This window comes from Streptomyces sp. NPDC048506, from assembly GCF_040651315.1.
Classification (GTDB): domain Bacteria; phylum Actinomycetota; class Actinomycetes; order Streptomycetales; family Streptomycetaceae; genus Streptomyces.
Map to the genome: position 1 here is coordinate 47,889 of NZ_JBEZIX010000040.1, position 13,424 is coordinate 61,312.

15 protein-coding genes are annotated in these 13,424 nt (G+C 71.8%); 8 read left to right on the plus strand and 7 right to left on the minus strand.

Annotation, left to right across the window (positions count from 1 at the left end):
* Nucleotides 1-16 precede the first annotated feature (16 nt).
* Nucleotides 17-1,297 (minus strand): alpha/beta hydrolase, encoded by a 1,281-nt coding sequence (locus tag AB0C96_RS28840; RefSeq protein ID WP_362921243.1) that lies wholly within the window; start codon nt 1,295-1,297, stop codon nt 17-19.
* Between the two features lie 336 nt (nt 1,298-1,633).
* Between AB0C96_RS28840 and AB0C96_RS28845 the strand changes: the two genes are divergently transcribed.
* Nucleotides 1,634-2,701: a winged helix-turn-helix domain-containing protein gene (locus AB0C96_RS28845; protein WP_362921245.1), complete on the plus strand. Its 1,068-nt coding sequence runs from the start codon at nt 1,634-1,636 to the stop codon at nt 2,699-2,701.
* On the opposite strand, the gene AB0C96_RS28850 is transcribed toward AB0C96_RS28845, so the two are convergent.
* Together AB0C96_RS28850 and AB0C96_RS28855 are read right to left on the minus strand one after the other, a co-directional pair.
* Nucleotides 2,673-3,368 carry an alpha/beta fold hydrolase gene (locus AB0C96_RS28850; RefSeq protein ID WP_362921247.1) on the minus strand — a complete coding sequence of 232 codons (696 nt, stop codon included), beginning with the start codon at nt 3,366-3,368 and terminating at the stop codon, nt 2,673-2,675. The genes AB0C96_RS28845 and AB0C96_RS28850 overlap by 29 nt on opposite strands.
* Before the next feature lie 48 nt (nt 3,369-3,416).
* On the minus strand, nt 3,417-4,163 hold the full coding sequence (locus AB0C96_RS28855) for an MBL fold metallo-hydrolase (RefSeq protein WP_362921249.1): 747 nt from the start codon (nt 4,161-4,163) through the stop codon (nt 3,417-3,419).
* A gap of 152 nt (nt 4,164-4,315) precedes the next feature.
* On the opposite strand from AB0C96_RS28855, the gene AB0C96_RS28860 reads away from it, so the two are divergent.
* Together AB0C96_RS28860 and AB0C96_RS28865 are read left to right on the plus strand one after the other, a co-directional pair.
* Nucleotides 4,316-4,804 (plus strand): hypothetical protein, encoded by a 489-nt coding sequence (locus AB0C96_RS28860; RefSeq protein ID WP_362921251.1) that lies wholly within the window; start codon nt 4,316-4,318, stop codon nt 4,802-4,804.
* Between the two features lie 78 nt (nt 4,805-4,882).
* Nucleotides 4,883-5,362 carry a PPOX class F420-dependent oxidoreductase gene (locus AB0C96_RS28865; RefSeq protein WP_362921253.1) on the plus strand — a complete coding sequence of 160 codons (480 nt, stop codon included), beginning with the start codon at nt 4,883-4,885 and terminating at the stop codon, nt 5,360-5,362.
* Nucleotides 5,363-5,479: 117 nt separating this feature from the next.
* Here the strand turns inward: AB0C96_RS28865 and AB0C96_RS28870 are convergent, their stop codons facing one another.
* On the minus strand, nt 5,480-6,241 hold the full coding sequence (locus tag AB0C96_RS28870; protein ID WP_362921255.1) for a winged helix-turn-helix domain-containing protein: 762 nt from the start codon (nt 6,239-6,241) through the stop codon (nt 5,480-5,482).
* A gap of 67 nt (nt 6,242-6,308) precedes the next feature.
* Between AB0C96_RS28870 and AB0C96_RS28875 the strand changes: the two genes are divergently transcribed.
* Together AB0C96_RS28875 and AB0C96_RS28880 are read left to right on the plus strand one after the other, a co-directional pair.
* Entirely contained in the window at nt 6,309-6,905 is a 597-nt protein-coding gene (locus tag AB0C96_RS28875) for a hypothetical protein (RefSeq protein WP_362921257.1), read from the plus strand.
* An 87-nt stretch (nt 6,906-6,992) separates the two neighbouring features.
* Nucleotides 6,993-7,526: a DUF4158 domain-containing protein gene (locus tag AB0C96_RS28880; RefSeq protein WP_362921258.1), complete on the plus strand. Its 534-nt coding sequence runs from the start codon at nt 6,993-6,995 to the stop codon at nt 7,524-7,526.
* Nucleotides 7,527-7,976: 450 nt separating this feature from the next.
* On the opposite strand, the gene AB0C96_RS28885 is transcribed toward AB0C96_RS28880, so the two are convergent.
* Nucleotides 7,977-8,573, minus strand: coding sequence for an NAD(P)-binding domain-containing protein (locus tag AB0C96_RS28885; RefSeq protein WP_362921260.1), 597 nt, complete (start codon nt 8,571-8,573; stop codon nt 7,977-7,979).
* Nucleotides 8,574-8,614: 41 nt separating this feature from the next.
* Nucleotides 8,615-9,433 carry a 3'(2'),5'-bisphosphate nucleotidase CysQ gene (locus AB0C96_RS28890; protein ID WP_362921262.1) on the minus strand — a complete coding sequence of 273 codons (819 nt, stop codon included), beginning with the start codon at nt 9,431-9,433 and terminating at the stop codon, nt 8,615-8,617.
* Between the two features lie 137 nt (nt 9,434-9,570).
* On the opposite strand from AB0C96_RS28890, the gene AB0C96_RS28895 reads away from it, so the two are divergent.
* Nucleotides 9,571-10,476 carry a LysR family transcriptional regulator gene (locus AB0C96_RS28895; protein WP_362921264.1) on the plus strand — a complete coding sequence of 302 codons (906 nt, stop codon included), beginning with the start codon at nt 9,571-9,573 and terminating at the stop codon, nt 10,474-10,476.
* Between the two features lie 219 nt (nt 10,477-10,695).
* On the opposite strand, the gene AB0C96_RS28900 is transcribed toward AB0C96_RS28895, so the two are convergent.
* Complete coding sequence (locus AB0C96_RS28900) at nt 10,696-11,829, minus strand: NAD(P)/FAD-dependent oxidoreductase (protein WP_362921266.1); 1,134 nt, start codon at nt 11,827-11,829, stop codon at nt 10,696-10,698.
* Nucleotides 11,830-11,940: 111 nt separating this feature from the next.
* Between AB0C96_RS28900 and AB0C96_RS28905 the strand changes: the two genes are divergently transcribed.
* Together AB0C96_RS28905 and AB0C96_RS28910 are read left to right on the plus strand one after the other, a co-directional pair.
* Nucleotides 11,941-12,669, plus strand: coding sequence for a TetR/AcrR family transcriptional regulator (locus tag AB0C96_RS28905; protein WP_362921268.1), 729 nt, complete (start codon nt 11,941-11,943; stop codon nt 12,667-12,669).
* Entirely contained in the window at nt 12,639-13,217 is a 579-nt protein-coding gene (locus tag AB0C96_RS28910; protein ID WP_362921270.1) for a resolvase, read from the plus strand. The genes AB0C96_RS28905 and AB0C96_RS28910 overlap by 31 nt, the downstream gene beginning before the upstream one ends.
* Nucleotides 13,218-13,424: the final 207 nt, after the last annotated feature.

The window sequence follows — 13,424 nt, forward strand, 5'->3', positions numbered from 1 at the left end:
CCGGTCGGCGCGCGGGCTATCGGCGCCGCGACAGGTGCCGGGCGAAGAACGACCGTACGTGGTGGCGCACCGCGGGCACCGACACGGCCGGGTCGAGGGTGCCGACCAGTGCGCGCCGGGCGCCGGCGGTCAGCAGCCCGGCAGCCTGCAACTGCGGTGCCATGGCCGCGTAGTCGGTGAACATCCAGTGCAGGGCGTGGTCCAACTGCCGGCGGCGGGTGCGGCTGTGCGGATGGGCGAGCATCGCCGCCCAGGAACGCTCCAGCTCCCGCCTCGCCTCCTGGGTGCCGGTGAAGCCGTCGGTCCCCAGCAGGAGCAGCGGCCGGTCGACGCCGTGGCGGGCGACCGGGTACAGCTCGCCCGGCCGGCCGGGCCGGTCCGCCGGACGGTCCAGGTAGCCCTCCAGGTTGATCGCCGCGCCGATCCGGCGGTCCTCGTACAGCGCCTCGGCCGCCGCGGTGCCCCCGGCCGAGTGCCCGTAGCAGCCCACCCGTTCGAGGTCGATGGCCTGCCCGAGGTGCTCCGGCAGCGCGCGCCCCGCCGCGTCCGGGTTGCCTCCGGCCGTCAGGACGGCCAACTGGTCGAGGACGAAGCGGAGGTCGGCGATCCGGGCGTCGATCATGGTGCGGGCGCGCTCCGGATGCCGACGGGGATCGTCCCGGAACACGGTTGTGCGGTAGGGCGTGGGGCGGTAAGCGGTGGTGTTCGGGAACTCGACCTCGCTCGCGTCACCGGGGTGGTCGACGGTCACCACCACATGGCCGTGGCTCGCCAGTTCCTCGGCGAGCCCGGTGCCCAGGGTGCGCGGGTCGCCGCCGCCCGGGCTGTAGAGGATCACCGGTCGCGGTACGGGCTGCGCGGGCGCGCCGGTGTGCGCGTGGGTCGCGGTGGCCGCCCAGTTCACGCCGGACCGGGGCAGGCCGTGGACGCGGGCGTCCAGTTCCCGGAACATCGCCGCGGCGCCCTGGGTCATCTGGCGCGCGACCGGACAGCCGCGCACGGTGCGGGCCGGGTAGAGCACGGTGACCACCACCTCCCGCACCGGGATGGAGCGGTCCCACGGGTCGCGCCGGGTCCGGTCGACCAGGTAGAGGCCGGTGACCCCGATACGGTGCGGGCCGGTCGGCGCCGGCAGCCGCAGGGTGACCCCGTCGGCGGGCCGGGGCCGGGCCGCGGTCCGGCCCCGCGCCCGGGCGGCACCACCGCAGCCCACCAGCAGCGCGCCCGCCGCCAGACCGACCGCCCCGACCACGGCCCGCCGCCGCACCCCGGCGGCACCCCGGGGAACGGAGGCCATGGAAGAACCGGAAGAATCCGAGGAAGAGACGCCCAAGGAAGGTGCGCCCGAAGAAGGTGCGGCGGCGGACGACGCAGCCGAAGACGGTACAGCGGACGAGGACGCGGCCGGGGAAGAGCCGGCTGGAGAAGGGAACATGCCGCGCATCCTGGCGTCCGGCGCGGAGCTCGGGCGAACGTTGAGGCCCAGACCGAAAGGCTGGCGCGCGGCCGGCGAAACGGACCGGCACCGCAGTGCGAGGAGCCCCGGGAGAAACAGCAGAGACAACAGCAGGGACAACAACGGGGACAACAGCAGGGACCAAAGAACAGAAAGAACAGGAGGAGCAAGCGAGCAGTGCTACGTATCCACTTCACGGCCGCCGACTTCGCCCGGGTCCGGTTCGCGCCCCGGCCGGCGCCCCTCCAGGAGCTGAACACGGCCCTGATGACGATGTGCCGCCCCGACCACGATCTGCTCTTCGACCGCTGGCGACGGCGGCTGCTGCGCGCCCTGCCGGCAGCGGCCGAGCCGCTGGCCGACCTGGTTCCCGGCGGGCGGGCCCCGCAGTTCCTCGACGTGTTCCACGCCGACCTCACCGAGGCGCTGGACTCCGCACGGACCTGGCGCCCCGCCCTGGTCCGCGCCGAGATCGAGCGGGTGCACGCCCCGCACCCCGGTCCCGCCCCGCAGTGGGTGCGCGCCCTGCACCGCGGCGACGCCGACGCCTGGCGCCTCCTGCGCCGCGCCCAACAGGCGGCCTTCGAGACCGCGTTGCGCCCCGTGTGGCCCGTGGTGCAGGACCTGCACCAGGCCGAGTTCACCCGCCAGGCGCTGACCGTGGCCGAGCACGGCACCGCCGCCGCGCTCACCGCGCTCGTCCCCGGCAGCCGACTGCACGAGGGCGTCTGGGAGGTCGCGGCGCCCCGCGTGGGCGACCTCCACCTGCGGGGCCGCGGCCTGGTGCTCCAGCCCACCTTCCACTGGACCGGCCACCCCCTCGTCGCCGAACCGCCGGACGGCCCGGCGTTCCTGACCTACCCGGCAGGCCCGGGCCTGCCGCTCGCGCCGAGCGGCGCGGCCGGTACCGACGAGGCGCTGGCCGAGGTGCTGGGACGGACCCGTCGCGACATCCTGCTGCTGCTCGCCGACGAGCACACCACCAGCGGCCTCGCCCGACGGCTGGGCGTCAGCAACGCCACCGCCTCCGCCCACGCCGCCGCACTGCGCGGCGCGGGCCTGGTCAGCACGGTGCGCGCCGGCCGGGCGGTGCTGCACCGGCGCACCGCCCTGGGCGGCCTCCTGGTCCGCCGCCACCCCCGACCCGCCCCCGACATGCCGGCACAGCAGACCTCGCCCCACCCCTCCGGAGACCTGGACGCGGCCCTCCGAAGACCTAGACCCACCCCTCCAGCCCCGCCATGAACCCCTCGAAGTCGTCACGGTGGATGGTGTGGCCCGCGCCGGCGACCGTGCGGACCTCGAAACCGCGCTCGGCCAGTTCGGCGGCGGCCTCGGCGGAGAACAGGAAGCCCTGCCCCGCGATCTGGACCAGCGACGGGACGACCGGCTTCTCGGGCGTACGGTCCTGCCGGCGCTCGGCGGACAGGGCGTGGGCGGTGGCGGTGTCCCAGTCGGCGAGCGTGGCCAGTTCGAGGTCGACGTCGCCCTCGTCCCAGCGGGGGTTGAAGCTCCGCACCACGGCCCGGTCGGCGGTCTTGAACGTGGCGAACACGGCCGGATCGACGGGCTGGGCGAGCCGACCGAGCGACCACGCCGGGTCGCTGTAGACCGCGCGGCGCGGCTGCAACCGCTCCACCGCCAGGGAGAGCGCCAGGCCGCCCAACGAGTGCCCGATGACGACCTCGGGGGACGCGGGAAGGGTCTCCACGAGGTCCTCGGCGAACAGTTCGGCGCCGTAACCGCCGCGCGGGCTGCGGCCGTGGCCGCGCAGATCGACGGCGAGCACGCGGTAGCCGCGCGCGGCGAGCGCGGGGCCGACGCGGTGCCAGGTGCGGTGGTCGGACATCATCCCGTGGACCAGCACCGCGACCCGTTCACCGCTACCCCATTCATGGGTGTACAGCTGCATGCCCGTCCCCTCTCTCCCACGCTCGCCTGCTTCACAGACACGCCTCCCTCACAGCCAGTCCTCCTCCGGTGTGGCCGTCGCCAGGACCTCCCGGGCGCCGGTGCGGATCGGCTCGCCGTGCGGTACGCACACAGTGTCGACGTCGAGGGCGGCGAGCCGGCGGAAGGAGGCGACGGCCACCTCGCGCGCCACGTTGAACGGGCCGAGGACCGGGCGGCCGCCGCCGGGCGCGGTGCCGATGACGTCGCCGGGGAACAGCAGCCGGCTGCCGGGAAGGTGCAGCGCGATACCGCCGGGCGTGTGGCCGGGGACGTGCAGCACCCGCACCGGCTCCGGCCAGCCGTCGAGGGCGTCCCCGTCGTGCAACGCCACATCGACCTCGACGTGGCGCAGCGGCGGCACCCCGGCGGTGGCGAAGTCGGCCATGATCCTCTCGTGCAGCTGCCGTTCGGCGGCGGTGAGGACCACCGGGGGCTCGGGGGCGTCACCGCGCATGTACGGAGCCTCCAGCGCGCCGGCCAGCACCCGGGCGCCGGTGGCGTCGACCAGGTCGGCGGCGGAGCCCATGTGGTCGACGTGGGAGTGCGTGATCACGATCTGCCGCAGCTGGTCCGGCCGGCCGCCGAGCCGGGCGAGGGCGTCGAGGATCGCCGGGGCCGAGCCGGGGATGCCGGTGTCGACCGCCGCGTAACCGTCGCCGGGGAGCGCGACGAGGTACACGTGCCCGACGGGGAAGGGGAGCTGCCAGACGGTGGGGGTGATCCGGGTGGGAGTGATCCGGGTGGTTGTGTCCATGTACGGACGCTAACGGGTGGTGGGCTCGACCCCAACGGCGTTGTGCCGTGGGCGGATTGAGCGCAGGGCGAACGGGGCGGGGCGCGGGCGGAATCCGGCCGGAACCCGTCTTGCCTCCGGCACGTCACACCCCCGACTCAAGGAGGCATGTCATGCGAGGATCCCACCTCTCCCGCACCCGTACGCTCACCGCCGTGCTCGCGCTCGCCGCGTCCGGCGCCGTCGCCCTCTCCGGCTGCGGCAAACCGCAACAGGTCGTGGGCTCCTCCCAGCCGTCGAAGCCGCGGGACGCGTTCGAGCAGCGGGTGGACCAGATAGTGCGGAGCTGGCCGAAGGTCTCGCCGGTGCACGGGCGGCAGGACGCGCTGCTGCCGCTGGTCGGCGTGGACCGCCCGAAGGGCAAGGACGTACGGGAGATCACCGTGACCGTCGGGCACAGCGCCTGCGACGTCCGGTTCGGTGCGCGCAGTCACGAGGCGAAGGGCCTGGTGGTGGTGACCGGTTGGGGCAAGAAGAAGAGCGCCAAGGGCATGTGCACCGAGATGCTGGCCACCGACAAGGTGAAGATCAAGCTCAAGGGCCCGCTGGCCGACCGCAAGGTCGTGGACGCGGCCACCGGCAAGCAGCTGCTCAAGGGCTGACCGCCGGGCGCGACGCGGCCGGATGCCCTGCCCCGGGGGTTGGCCTTCGAGTGCGCTCCACGCCCTACCCTCGGCCGTATGAGCCCTTCCATCGCCACCAACACCCGCGTCGAGCTGCCCGAGTTGCTGGAGTTCGTCCGCCCCCGACACCGTGCGATCCTGCTCACCCGCCGTTCCGACGGCACCCCGCAGGGCTCGCCGCTGACCTGCGGGGTGGACGACTCCGGGCGGCTGGTGATGTCGACGTACCCGGAGCGCGCCAAGGTCCGCAACGCCCGCCGGGTGCCGTCGGTGAGCGTGCTGGTGCTGTCCGACGAGTGGAACGGCCCATGGGTGCAGATCGACGGCGAGGCCGAGGTGATCGACGCGCCGGATTCGATCGAGCCGCTGGTCGAGTACTACCGCAACATCGCCGGTGAGCACCCCGACTGGGACGAGTACCGGGCGGCGATGCGCAAGCAGGGCAAGTCACTCATCCGGGTGACGCCGCGCCGCTGGGGACCGATCGCCACCGGCGGATTCCCGGCCCGCCTCGTGGCGGACGACGGTGAGGCGTAGCGGAACTCCCCGGCGCCGTCCGCGACGCGGAACGACCGGGGCCCGGCACCGGCGCGGCGGCGACCGGACCGGACACGTCGCGCCGACGTGACCGGTCCGGCCGGCACCGTCGGGCGGTCAGCTGCGGGGGGGCGCGATGGCGAGGGACGGGAAGAGCGCCTCGTCGGGCAGGCCGAGCCGCTCACGGAAGGCCGTGCGACCGGCCTCGGTGACGCTGAGGATGCGGGTGGTGGGGGACTTGACGACCCATGCCCGGTCCACGGCATGGCGGTAGAGGGCGGCACCGACCGCGCCGGAGAGGTGCTGACGGCGCACCGTCCAGTCGAAGCAGGTGCGCACATGGGCGCGGTGTGCGGCGGAGGGGCCGGTGTCGGGGATGCCGAGTGCGGTCAGCCACTCGGCGCCGGCGGCGGTCAGCACGAGGCCGTAGTCCCGTGCCAGCAGCCCGCGTTCGGCCATCGCCTCGACGATGGCGACGCCCAGGGCGCCGGCGATGTGGTCGTAGCACGTACGGGCGTGGTGCAGGGCCCGGCGCTGGTTGGCCTCGGCCAACGAGCGGATCGGGACGGGGCGGTAGGGGGCCAGGCCCGCGAGGTTCTCCAGCGTCTCGGCGGTGTCCGGGCCGGCCAGCCGCACATAGCGCCGCCGGCCCTGGCGTTCCTCGGCGAGCAGCCCGCCGGCGACCAGGAGGTTGAGGTGTTCGGTGGTCGTGGAGGGCGCCACCGAGGCGTATTCGGCGAGTTCACCGGCGGTCCAACTGCCGCCGTCGAGCAGGGCCATACAGATGGCGGCCCGGGTGCGGTCCGCGAGCAGCGCCGCGAGGGCGGCGAGGTCGGGGGTCTCCGCGAGGCTTTCCTGATCGGCGTCCCATCGGTTCATGTACACAGAGTAACCTCTGATAACATTTCGGTGAGCACCGAACCATCCAACTTCTATCCTCAACAACATGAAAAGCGCTCTGGAGAAGAGCAGTTCGGTCACCCCGGCGCTGCTGTCCACGGAGAACGACGACGGAACATTCGTTCTGGTCGAGCTACGGATCCGGTGGGAGCTCGGCCCGGTCGTGAGCCTCTGGATGCCGACCCGTGGGCGTACCGCCAGAAACCTCGCGGTACGCCCGGACGTGGTGTTCAACCTGCCCCCGGACGCGGCGGGCGGCGAGGAGGGGACGGACACCCCCGTGTCGTCGACGGACGCGCCGTGGACGGAACCGTCGGAGCTGGTGCGGCCGCCCCGACTGGTGCACTGTCCGGTGCAGTTGGAGGCGCGCCGGGTCGGCGAGCGCACGATCACCGACGGGGCGTGGACCCAGATCGAGGCGCAGGTGCTGCGGGTGCACGCCGACCCGCGATGGGTGCTGCCGCTCGGCGACCGGCGGATCGACCTGGGGGCCTGGCACCCGCCGGTGCACGACTTCCGCCCGTCGGCCGCTCCCCCGGCGCAGACCGTACCGGCCCCCGCTCGCGAGATGGCACAACAACTGGCCCGCCGCTTCCCCGCGGAGCGCAGCGGCTCGTACGACGGGCCTCGACGCAGTGCTTGAAGAAGTGCTTGAAGAAGTGCTTGAAGAACCCGTTCGGCTCAGCGCCGTTGGTGGTGACGTGGGATGTCGTCCGGGGCGGGGTGGGTTGTGACCTCGATCGAGAGGACCGCGTATCCGCGGTTCAAGCGGCTGATCACCGCGCATGAGCTGCATCTGTTCTTCGCGCCGAGCCGTGACGAGGTCGAGTGGGCTGCTGCCCGTGCCGATTGTGACGAGCACCTGCTGGCCCGGCTGCTGGCGCTGAAGTCGTATCAGCGCAGGGGGTGTTTCCCGAAGCTGGACGAGATCCCCGCTACGGTCGTCGACTTCGTCCGCCGCGCGGTCGAGCTGCCGGAAGGCACGGTGCCGAGGGCGGTGAACCGTACGGCGGAACGACAGCGAACCAACGTACGGCAGCGGACGGGTCTGTCGTACGACAAGGCGAAGGCCCGGAAGATCGCCGAGGCCGTGATGCGGAGCGAGGCGGTCTCGAAGAACCGCCCGGCGGACCTGATCAACATCGCGTTGGAGAAGGTCGTCGAAGCCGGACTGGAGCTCCCGGGCTTCACCACGCTGGACGCGCTCGCGGCGAAGGTCCGCACCGCGACCCCGAGGACCTGGCCCACATCTCGCCCTACCTGACCGAGCACATCCGCCGCTTCGGCGAGTACTCCACCCACGAACTCGGCCTTGAGCCCGAGGCGTACGACCCGCACCTGGACGTCGACTTCAGCCCGCTGCGCGGCGACGGCCCCGGCGCGGACGGCTGCGGCCAGGCAGCCTGACCATCGATACCAGGTCACTACTTCAGCGGCAGCGTGCCGTCCGGCGCCAGCGCCATGCACACGCACGCGCACTTGGATCGGCGAGTGTGGGGCCGGTGCCGGCGGCCGCCGCGGGTATCGGCGGGCAGATTCGCGACCAGCTCCGCAAGCGCGTCCGCGGTGAGATGGGCCGATTCCTCGGTGCGAGGCCGACGGCCCCGGGAAGGGTGGCCACGGGTCGTCGCCCGGCGCTGAGTCGCCGGCCCTGGCTGCGTTGTCGTATCCGTTCTGGATGTGGGCCCGCCGGGGGCGGTGCACTGTGTGCGGATCAGCGGGCGATCGAGATCGCGAAGGGCGCGAATCCGCTGGACCGAATCACGTGCGGTACGAACAGTATCGCGGCCTCCGTGGCGCGGGCGGTCTGGATCCCGCCGAGATCAGTGATCCACTCCTTGCGCCAGCCGAGGTTGATGAGCAGTTCACGGACGGTCTGCTTGGCCTGCGGATCCTCGCCGGAGAGGAAGGCGTCGGGCGCCTGGGTGAGCGTGGCTGGCGCGGTCATCACCGGGAAGAGCATGGTGTTGAGTGTCTTGACGACGCGCGTTTCGGGGAGCGCTGCCTGGAGTTGCTCGGCGAGGCTTGAGCCGGGGTAGATCAGGTCGGCGGGCAGTCCGTCCGGTCCGTCGACGGTGGCATTGGAGACGTCGACGAGGATCTTGTCGCGCAGTTCCTCGCGCAGGGCGACGAGCCGGTCCAGCGAGCCGGCGCCCGGGGTGGCGTTGATGACGATCTGGGCTGTCCGGGCAGCGTCGGCGGCGGCGCCCGGCGCGCGGTCCGCCACGATCACCTCATGCCCTGCCCGGGTGAGGGCTGTGGCCAGGTTGCCGCCGACGCGGCCGTTTCCGAGAACTGCGATCGTGGTCATGATGATCTGGTCCTTCCGTGGGTGCAGGTTGTGGTGCGCGGTCAGCGTGAGAGCGTGGCGACGGCCTCGGCGTGGATGCCGGGCGCGGCAGCCAGGAAGCTCTCGCTCTGCGGGGTCCATGGGTGGCCCTCGACGTCGGAGATCTGTCCGCCGGCCTCGGTGACGAGCAGCGCCCCGGGCAGCAGGTCCGCGCGGGCGCCGGCGAACTGCCAGAAGGCGTCGACCCGGCCGGCGGCCACATTCAGCAGGTGCAGGGTCGCGGGTACGGCGGTGCGGACGACGAGCGCGTCGAAGAGCATCGCGGTGATCGAGGAGCCGACGCGCCGCACGACCTTCTCGTCCTCGTCCGGCCGGGCCTGGCTGGTGGCCACAATGCTCAGGCCGAGGTCCTCGATCTGGGAGACATGCAGCGGTCGGCCGTCGAGGTAGGCGCCCGCGCCGGTGAGCGCGGTGTAGGTCTCGCCGGTCAACGGCAGGTGGACCGCGGTGAGCACTGGCTGGTTCTCACGCACGAGGGTGGCGGTCACCGCCCACTCCGGCAGGGCGTGCAGGTGGTTGACGTTGCCTTCGGCCGGATCCACGACCCACCATTCGCCGGGCGGCAGCGCCCCGCCGTCCAGTTCGTCTTCCACCCAGCCGGCGTCCGGGCGCAGGCGCGTGAGGCGGGGGCGCAGGATGTCGAGGGCCGTGTCGTCGTTGGCGGCGAGCGCGCGCATCAGCTCTTCGCGGGTCTGGTAGCGGACCACCTCGCCGAAGCGCTCGCGCAGCGCCGAACCGGCCGCGCGCACGGCGATCGCGGTCTGGTCGAGCAGGTCGGCGTCGGAGGCGGCGACGTCAGTGGTCTGAAGCGTTTCGGACATGGTGGTACTCCCGTGTGAGGAGGGGTGATGAGGCAGGTCGGGACAAGCTGTGCGTTCCGCTTTGCGCTCTCGTCTCGAAGGTATGCAGCCCTTTGATTAACTTCAAGTGCATGTCAAGCACGGCTAGGATTACTCACATGCAATTGGACTTGAACCTGCTCGCCGCGCTCGACGCGCTGCTGGAGGAGGGAAGTGTGGCCGGGGCGGCCGAGCGCCTGCACGTCACCGCCCCCGCGATGAGCCGGAGTCTGGGCCGAATCCGGCGCACGACCGGGGATCAGATCCTGGTGCGCACCGGCCGCACGATGACCCCGACGCCCTATGCGATCGCCGTCCGGGAACAGGTGCACGAACTGCTGCACCAGGTCCAGGGGGTGCTGGCACCGAGCCGTGAACTCGATCTGGCAACGTTGGAGCGCACTTTCACACTCCGCTGGCACGATTCCCTGGTCGCCTTGAGCGGCCCCGCACTGCTCGCGGCCGTGCGCGGACAGGCGCCGGGCGTGCGATTGCGCTTCGTCGCAGAATCGAGCATCGACACCCCCGAGTTGCGGCGCGGCGAGGTCGACCTGGAGGCGAACGCCAACCGCCCGAGCGCACCGGACATCCGTGCCGAGAACGTGGGCGAGACCCGCCTCGTCATCGTCGTGAGACAGGGGCACCCCCTCACCCGCGTCAGGACCGTCACCGCAAAGCAGTACGCCGCCGCTGAGCACGTCACCGTCTCGCGACGGGGAAACCTCAGCAATGCCCTCGACGACGCTCTCGCACGGCTCGGCCTCACCCGCCGCGTGGTGGCGACCGCGCCCACGGAAGCGGCCGCGCTGGAGTTCGCGCGCGGCTCCGATCTCCTGATCAGCGTCCCCGAAGCCACCACGCGGTCAGCGGTCGCCGACCTCGGCCTGGCCGTGCTCCCGCTCCCGCTCGAACTGCCGTCGGCACCCATATACCTGTCGTGGCATCAGCGCTACGACACCGACCACGCCCACGCCTGGCTGCGCGGGCTGGCGCGAACCGCGCTGGCCATGGGCGGAGCGTCGTAGTCGGCGCCGTCCGGCCGCTTCACCCATACGTCCACGGGCGCCCCGGCGGCAAGCCCACCTGGGGTCCACCCGCCACCGCCGCGTCGCGACGACTCGTCGCAATGGTCCGCCGGCCTGGTGAGCACGGCCCGGCGGCCTACGTCACCGACGCGCGTCGCCCGGCGTAAGCAGACTACTGACTTCGGCTCGTTAACTCCCTCTCCCCTCCGGCGATCTCGCTCACTCGGTCGGCTCCTGGCCGATGAGCAGGTCGAGCAGACTGGCGGGGGCGTTGTCGCCGAAGATCAGCTGGTGATTCTTGTCGGATTCGGCGGCGAACTGGGCACTGCGGGGAAAAAGGGCCTGCTCGTACTCCGCAAGGGCCGCTTCGACATCGTCGGGATGTGCGGCGATGGCTTTGCCGAGTTCAGCGCCGTCGAACATGGCGAGGTTGGCGCCCTCCCCGGCGAACGGTGACATGAGGTGGGCGGCGTCGCCCAGTAGCGTCACTCCGGGAACGCGGTCCCAGCGGTGGCCGATCGGCAGGGCGCTGATCGGGCGCGGGGCGAGGGCGGTTTCCCCGTCAGTGATGAGTGCGGTGAGTTCAGGCGCCCATCCGGCGAATTCTGCCGCGACCTGGGCCGCCGCCGTTTCGGGACTGGCGACAATGGCGGCGATCCAGTCCTGCGGCTTGTTGAGCGCGACGTAGGTGTGAAGAACGGCGTCGGCCTCTCGATGGCCAAGGATCCCCTTGCCGGCTGTGACGGCGAACAGGGAACCGTCGCCGGCGGCCTTGGCCGCTACGGGGTGGCGCTGGTCGGCGTCGTACAGGTAGGTCTCGATGAACGACGTGCCAACGTACTCGGGCTTCGCGTCGGAGAGCAGCGGCCGGATCCTCGACCAGGCGCCGTCCGCGCCGACGAGGAGGCCGGTCGTCACGGTTGGCCCGTCGGCGAAGGTCAGCTCGTGCCTACCGTCTCCGAGAGGGCGGACGCTGGTGACCTTGTGTCCCCACTGGATCATCTCGTCGGGCAGCGAGTTGATCAGGATCCGACGCAGGTCTCCGCGGAGCACCTCAGGGCGATTGCCCGTGCCGTCGTCGGGCTGGTCGAGCAGTACCGCACCGTGCTGGTCGAGCACGCGCAGGGCCTCGCCGCCTTCGTGGATGATCGCGCGAAACTCGTCGGTGAGGCTGGCCGCATCGAGGGCGAGCTGCCCGTTGTACTCGTGGATGTCGAGCTGACCGCCCTGCGTGCGGGCGTCCGCCGATGTCTCGGCTTCGTAGATGGTCGCGGGGATGCCGTGCAGGTGCAGGACCCGTGCGAGGGTCAGGCCGCCGAGCCCGGCGCCGACGATCGTGACGGGAGTGGTCATGGTGGTTTCCCTTTCGCTTGGACACCGCTCTACTGCGATACAGTGTTCGCAGTACCGGCGCCACGGTAGCACTACTGCGAACAGTGAGCGCAGTAGCGAGGAGGGAAACCGATGGACGACGCTCACACGGTGATCTGGAACCGGCCGGAGCGGGCAGCGAAAGGCCCCGCGCCGTCACGCACCCGGACGGAGATCACCAGCGCTGCTATCGCGATCGCCGACGCCGAGGGCATCGAGGCACTGTCCATGCGGCGCGTCGCCAAGGAACTGGGAACGGGCACGGCCTCGCTCTACCGCTACCTGGCGTCCAAAGATGACCTGCTCAACCTCATGCTCGACGCCGTAGCGGCCGAAGACGGCGACCCGCCTGCCCTCACCGGCGACTGGCGCAGCGACCTGCGAGGTCTGGCCCATCGTTCGCGGGCCGCCTTCCACCGGCATCCCTGGATGACCTCCCTCGCAGCAGGGCGCCCATCACTTGGGCCGAACTCCCTCGATGCCATCGAACACGCACTCTCCGCCCTCGATCCCCTCGGCTTCGATATCGACGTCATGATCACCGTCGTCGACACGCTGCAGGCCTTCGTCCGCGGCTACGCCATCGGCGAGCTCGCCCAACAGGAAGCCGTCCGACGCTCCGGAGTCGGCATCCAGCAATGGATGGACGCCCATGCGCCCTACCTCGACAAAGTCGTCAAGAGCGGGCGCCATCCACTCCTCGCCCGGGTCATTCGTGATGCCGAGCTTCCCCACGCGACCGACAGCGCCGAGCGCGGGTTCGAACTGGGACTCGAACGACTCCTCGACGGATGGGAGGCCAACCTCCCGGTCCGGCCCTGACGATCCGGCAGCGTCAACTGGCGGTTCATCGGGGCGCCTCCGCACCCCGACGCCGGCCTCCGCGCGCCGACGGACTGCGGGCCGCCGAGGCCAAGGGCAACAAGGGCGGCCGCCGACCCGCCATCCCGGCCGCGAAGACCGACACCGTCCGCACCGCGTACCTGGAAGGCCGCTCCATCGCCGCCCTCGCCCGCGACCACGACGTCAGCCGCGGCGCCATCCACACCGCCGACGCCGACCTCCTGCCCGAGTACACAGCCGCCCACCCGGGCACCCCGGCCCCGGAACTGCCGGTCGTCCTCGACATGCCGGGCAAGGTCGCCGACTACCTCCGCAACACCGACCTGGAGCCCGCCGAGCGCGCCGTCCTCGACCAGGGCGTGACCGTGCGGCGCGGCCAGGGCTACACCCTGCGCGTTACCGCCGTGCCTGCGATCCACCGCCGACTCCTCGACCGCTGCCAGCTGCTTGACGGCGCCTCGGCGATCCCGGTACAGCGCAAAGCCCGCCGCGAATACGCGAACCGCGTCAACGCCCCCGATCAGTAAACAGGATTATCCCGTGGCGGGTTTCTGGCGTATCTGGGTCATGCCCCTTGAAGAGATGAAGTGCTTGCAGAGATGCCGCAGACGGACTGGTTCGACGGGCGTACGTATCCCGCGTGATCGGGTCCACCCCGCCGGGTTTCCCGTGGCCGGCGTCCCGGAAAGGACCCGCGGCGCCTGCCCTCCGGTCGGGGGGAGGGGACAGGCGCC

Coding starts and splice junctions, on each gene's coding strand:
- AB0C96_RS28840 (WP_362921243.1), bottom strand. CDS start 1,297: ATGGCCTCCGTTCCCCGGGGTGCCGCCGGGGTGCGGCGGCGGGCCGTG.
- AB0C96_RS28850 (WP_362921247.1), bottom strand. CDS start 3,368: ATGCAGCTGTACACCCATGAATGGGGTAGCGGTGAACGGGTCGCGGTG.
- AB0C96_RS28855 (WP_362921249.1), bottom strand. CDS start 4,163: ATGGACACAACCACCCGGATCACTCCCACCCGGATCACCCCCACCGTC.
- AB0C96_RS28860 (WP_362921251.1), top strand. CDS start 4,316: ATGCGAGGATCCCACCTCTCCCGCACCCGTACGCTCACCGCCGTGCTC.
- AB0C96_RS28865 (WP_362921253.1), top strand. CDS start 4,883: ATGAGCCCTTCCATCGCCACCAACACCCGCGTCGAGCTGCCCGAGTTG.
- AB0C96_RS28870 (WP_362921255.1), bottom strand. CDS start 6,241: ATGAACCGATGGGACGCCGATCAGGAAAGCCTCGCGGAGACCCCCGAC.
- AB0C96_RS28875 (WP_362921257.1), top strand. CDS start 6,309: ATGAAAAGCGCTCTGGAGAAGAGCAGTTCGGTCACCCCGGCGCTGCTG.
- AB0C96_RS28885 (WP_362921260.1), bottom strand. CDS start 8,573: ATGACCACGATCGCAGTTCTCGGAAACGGCCGCGTCGGCGGCAACCTG.
- AB0C96_RS28890 (WP_362921262.1), bottom strand. CDS start 9,433: ATGTCCGAAACGCTTCAGACCACTGACGTCGCCGCCTCCGACGCCGAC.
- AB0C96_RS28895 (WP_362921264.1), top strand. CDS start 9,571: ATGCAATTGGACTTGAACCTGCTCGCCGCGCTCGACGCGCTGCTGGAG.
- AB0C96_RS28900 (WP_362921266.1), bottom strand. CDS start 11,829: ATGACCACTCCCGTCACGATCGTCGGCGCCGGGCTCGGCGGCCTGACC.
- AB0C96_RS28905 (WP_362921268.1), top strand. CDS start 11,941: ATGGACGACGCTCACACGGTGATCTGGAACCGGCCGGAGCGGGCAGCG.
- AB0C96_RS28910 (WP_362921270.1), top strand. CDS start 12,639: ATGGGAGGCCAACCTCCCGGTCCGGCCCTGACGATCCGGCAGCGTCAA.